This is a genomic window from Streptomyces catenulae, assembly GCF_000718015.1.
GTDB lineage: Bacteria > Actinomycetota > Actinomycetes > Streptomycetales > Streptomycetaceae > Streptomyces > Streptomyces catenulae.
Genome location: NZ_JODY01000067.1, coordinates 1 through 4,229, shown reverse-complemented (window position 1 = coordinate 4,229; position 4,229 = coordinate 1). Strand labels below are relative to the sequence as shown.

The window sequence follows — 4,229 nt, the reverse complement described above, 5'->3', positions numbered from 1 at the left end:
CCCGTGCCCCGTGCCCCGTGCCCCGTGCCCCGTGCCCCGTGCCCCGTGCCCCGACGGAGGATGCGGCCCGGCCCGATGGGTTCAGTCCCCCGGGGTCCCCGGTGTGCCCCGGCTCTCGTCGGTGTCCGAGGTCGCCTTGAGGGCGAGCCACAGCTCCATCCGGACGTCCGCGTCGTCCAGGGAGCGGCCCAGGATCTCCTCCACGCGGCGCATCCGGTAGCGCAAGGTGTGCCGGTGCACCCCGAGGTCGGCGGCGGCGGCGTCCCACTGCCCGTGCCGAGAGAGCCAGGCACGGAGCGAGGCGACCAGATCGCCCCGGCCGGTCGCGTCGTGCTGCCGCAGGGCGCGCAGCAATCCGTCGGCGAAGGCGCGGACGGCGTCGTCGGCGAGCAGCGGGAGGACGGAACCGGCAGCGACGTCCTCGTACTCGATCAGTGCCCGGCTCCGCCGACGGGCCACGGAGAGCGCCTGTTCGGCCTGGCGGTGCGCGGTCGGCGCGCCGCCGGGGCCGGTCGGGGCGGAGAGCCCGGCCACCAGCAGCTCACCGCCGTACGGGGCCTCGCCACGGGGCACCGCACCACGCGGCGCGGGCGACGGGTCCGGGCGGTCCTCGATGTCCACGGCGAACCGGGCACACGCATCTGCCGCGGCCCCACCGTCGGCGACGAGCGCCGTCAGCCGCCCCGTCTCGGCGACCACGAGCACCGCCTCCCCCGTACGGGCGGCGGCGGACTCCAGGGCATCCGCAAGGCCGTCGAGCACACCGGGCCCCGTATGGCCGGTGGCGCCGTCCGCGACCACCGATTCCGCGGCCAGCACCCGGAACGGCGCCTCCAGCAGACCTCCGTAGAGCCGCCCCGCCACGGACCGCGCATGGTCCGCCTCGCCCACCAGCAGCATCTTCAACACCGCGGAGGCGAGCCGCGCCTCGGCGTCCTGGAGGGCGCGGGAGCGCTCCGTGGCGAGCGTCAGAAGAGCCACGGCGGAGTGGACGGCGTAACGCTCCGCCGTGCCCAGGGCCGCCCCGGTGCCGACGGCGAGGACGCCCCGTGCCCGCCGCCCCGTGCCCAGGGACTGGAGTTCGACGCGGTCGTCGCCCTCCGCCACGCTGATCACCGCGCTGGCGGGCGCGGGGCGCTCCCGCAGCCGGGCGACGTCGGCGGTGAGCCGGGCGGCACGGCGGGCCGCCCAATCGGGCGCGGCGGCCAGCACGGCGCCGGACGCGTCGTAGAGCGCGGCCCAGCCGTCCAGGTGCGCGGCGAGCCGGGCCAGCAGGTCGGCCGGGCCCTCGGCGCTCAGCGCGGCGCGGGTCAGTTCCCGCTGCGCCTCGAACCCGGCGGTCACGGCGCGGTACTGGTCGGCGGCGACCGCGGCGGAGACGGCCTTGCTGATGGCGATGAACGGGGTCCGGCGGGGCACCCCGAACAGCGGCAGCCCCTCGGCGCGGGCCGCCGCGACGAGCGCCTGGGGCACCTCGTCGTAGTTGACGCCGATCGCGAAGCCGAGGCCGATGACGCCCGCGCGGGCCACCCGGCGTACGTAGGCGCGCGTGGTCTCCTCGTCCTCGGCGTCCAGTTTCAGCGCGGTGATCAGCAGCAGCTCACCGCCCTCCATGTAGGGCACCGGGTCGATCAGCTCGCTGGCGTGGGCCCAGCGGACGGGGACGTCGAGCCGGTCCTCGCCCGCGAGCACGGTCAGCTTGAGCGCGGTGTGGTTGACCAGGGAGGCGAGGGTGTGCGGCATGGGACCTTCGACGGCGACGGGGGCCTGCGGCCACCGCCGGTGGGGCGGGGGCGGCACCGCCCGGGGTTCGGCCGTCCCGTATGAACGGTCGCTGTCGATTCTGCCTCAACGGCGGCCGGAGCAGCCGGGCGGCACGGGCCGCCGCACCAGGGCCCGTACCGTCCGGAGGTGCCCCGTGCCGCGCCGCACGGCGGGCGTCCGCGGGTCGCGCGACCCGTACGAGGCCGGGGGCGTACGGGGCCGGTGCAGACGGAACGGCGACGCGCACGCTCCGCACGGGGCGGCGCATTCGCGGTGAGCCACGTGCGCGGGGCGCCCGCATGGGGCGCCGCACGGGGCCCTGCGCATGAGGCCCCTGCGTGCCCCCTGCGGCCGCCCGGCGCAGGCGCCCCGTCCCGCCGCTACCTCCCCAGATCGACCAGAACGGGGGGCGCGTGTTCGCCGCGTACCGAGGTGACCGAGAGCACCGCGTGGCCGGGCGGTACGGCGTTGGCCAGGTCGGAGGCGGACCAGCGTTCGCGCTCCACGGTGCGGACGGTGATCGCCTTGGCCGTGGCCGCCTTGCCCGTGACGACGCGGCGGAGCGCGTGGAACACCTTGCCCGCGGTGCTGTACGCGATGATCTGCCGGTCGGTGACATCGCGGGTCTCCACCCACTCCTTGCCCCACACCTCGGCGAACCGCGCCCCGTCCCAGGTCGTGACACCGGCGAACGCCATCCGGCACCCGACCGCGCCGAGCAGCGCGCTACGCAGCGCCTCCGGGACGTCGTCCAGCGCGCGGAGCGTCAGCACCACGCCCGCGTTGGCCGCCCGCAGCCGCTGCAGGCCCCGCAGCGCCTCGGCGGTGATGGTGTGCGCCGCCTCGTCGAGGACCAGACAGGAGAAGAGCGAGCGGTCGGTACGGGCCACCGCGGACTCGGTGAACTGGGCCAGCACCAGCCGGGCGAGGATCCGCGACGCCTCGGCGTGGCCCCGTTCCGGGAGCTCGACGCGTACCCGCAGCGGCTGGTCGAGCGAGCGCAGCGACACCTGGCGGGTGCGCCCCGTGGTGTCGAAGAACCCGGCGAAGGCGGGGCGGTCCAGCAACGCGATCCGGTCGGCGAGCAGCGCCCCGGCGTCGTCCGGACGCTCGGCCTGCCGGGCGCGGGCGTCCAGTTCGCGCAGCTGCGCCGTGGCACCGGCGGCGCGCAGGGCCTCACGCAGTTCCGCCACCGGCTCCGGCGCCCCGTCGAGGAGTTCGCGCAGCTCCGGCACGGACGGGAACCGGCCGTGGGCGGTACGGAACGGGCCGAGGAGCTGCCCGAGCGCGGTCGCCGCGCGTCGGCCGTCCGCGCCGGGCCCGCCGGTCGCCAGATCGCCGACCAGCGCCTCGGCGAGGATGCCGGCCGCCTCGTCGGGGTCGGTGGTGCCGCCGTAGAGATCGAGATCGGTGTCCTGACCGGGACGGCCGACGCGCACCACCACGTCGAAGGCGTCATCGGGGCCGAGGTCCGCACCCACGGGGCCGACGGCGACGACGGCGCACCGCCGGGCGAGCGCCTGCAGGCACATCGACTCGACGACCGGCTTGAGCACCCGGCTGGTCTTGCCGCTGCCGGGCGGGCCGACGGCGAGCAGCGAGGTGCCCAACAGGCCCGGCTCCAGGGCGAGTCCGGCGCCCCGATGCTGGTGCGGGTTGCGTTCGTGGTCGGCGGCGACACCGATGCGTACCTGGTGCGCCAGGAGGTCGTGGTGGGCGGTCCGGCGGGCCAGGTCCCGCGCGCCGGACGGGTGCGTCCCGGCGGCGGCGCCGTGCCGCAGAACGGTGTCGGTGAAGGACGCGACGCCGCCCGGGCCGCCCCGTGCGGCGCGCCATGCGTGGTCGATGCGGGCGACGTCGACATCGTTCATCCGCCCCGCGCGGGCCTCGGCGGCGAGCTTGTCGGCGGCGTCGACGGCGCCCGCGGCGCGCAGCTCCGGCCACTGCGCACGGTCCACGGCCGGTTCCGGCTTCGCCACGGGCGCGGTCTCCCGCATCCGCCGCAGCAGCGGACCGGCCACCCGGCCGAGCAGCTCGGGCCAGCGGCCGAGACGGCCGAAGACGACGGCGATGCCCGCGATCCACAGCCCGTAGTAGGCCCAGGAGGCGATGGCGTACGCCATCTCGTCTCCTGGGGTTGCTGCGGCCTGCCACGAGTCGGGGACGAGGAGGTACATGGGCCAGGCCCAGTACGGCCCCAGATATCCGTTCCACAACAACGACCACAGCAGCCACCCGCACAGCCCCGAGATGACCGCGCCGCTGATCAGCTGGCGCAGCGGGGCGCGGTCCGGGTCGGCCGCGGCGCGGGGGCGGTGGCCGTACGTCCAGATGCCGGGTGCGGCGGCGGGGCGGGGGGTGCGCAGCCAGCGCAGGACCGGGGGCTCGGGCGGCGCCTCGTGCGGGGCGCGGGGCGCCGCCACGGGGGGCGGCGGGGCGGGCCCCCCCCGGGCCGGGGGGGGGGG

The 4,229-nt window shown here is 77.2% G+C and carries 2 protein-coding genes; both read right to left on the bottom strand.

Annotated elements, in window-relative coordinates; genetic code table 11:
- Positions 1-81 precede the first annotated feature (81 nt).
- Positions 82-1,743, bottom strand: a complete 1,662-nt coding sequence (locus IF23_RS0130650; RefSeq protein WP_037680382.1) for a PucR family transcriptional regulator — start codon at positions 1,741-1,743, stop codon at positions 82-84.
- A 401-nt stretch (positions 1,744-2,144) separates the two neighbouring features.
- Positions 2,145-4,229: ATP-binding protein (locus IF23_RS0130645; protein WP_030289546.1), on the bottom strand; the 2,085-nt coding region annotated here is incomplete at its 5' end.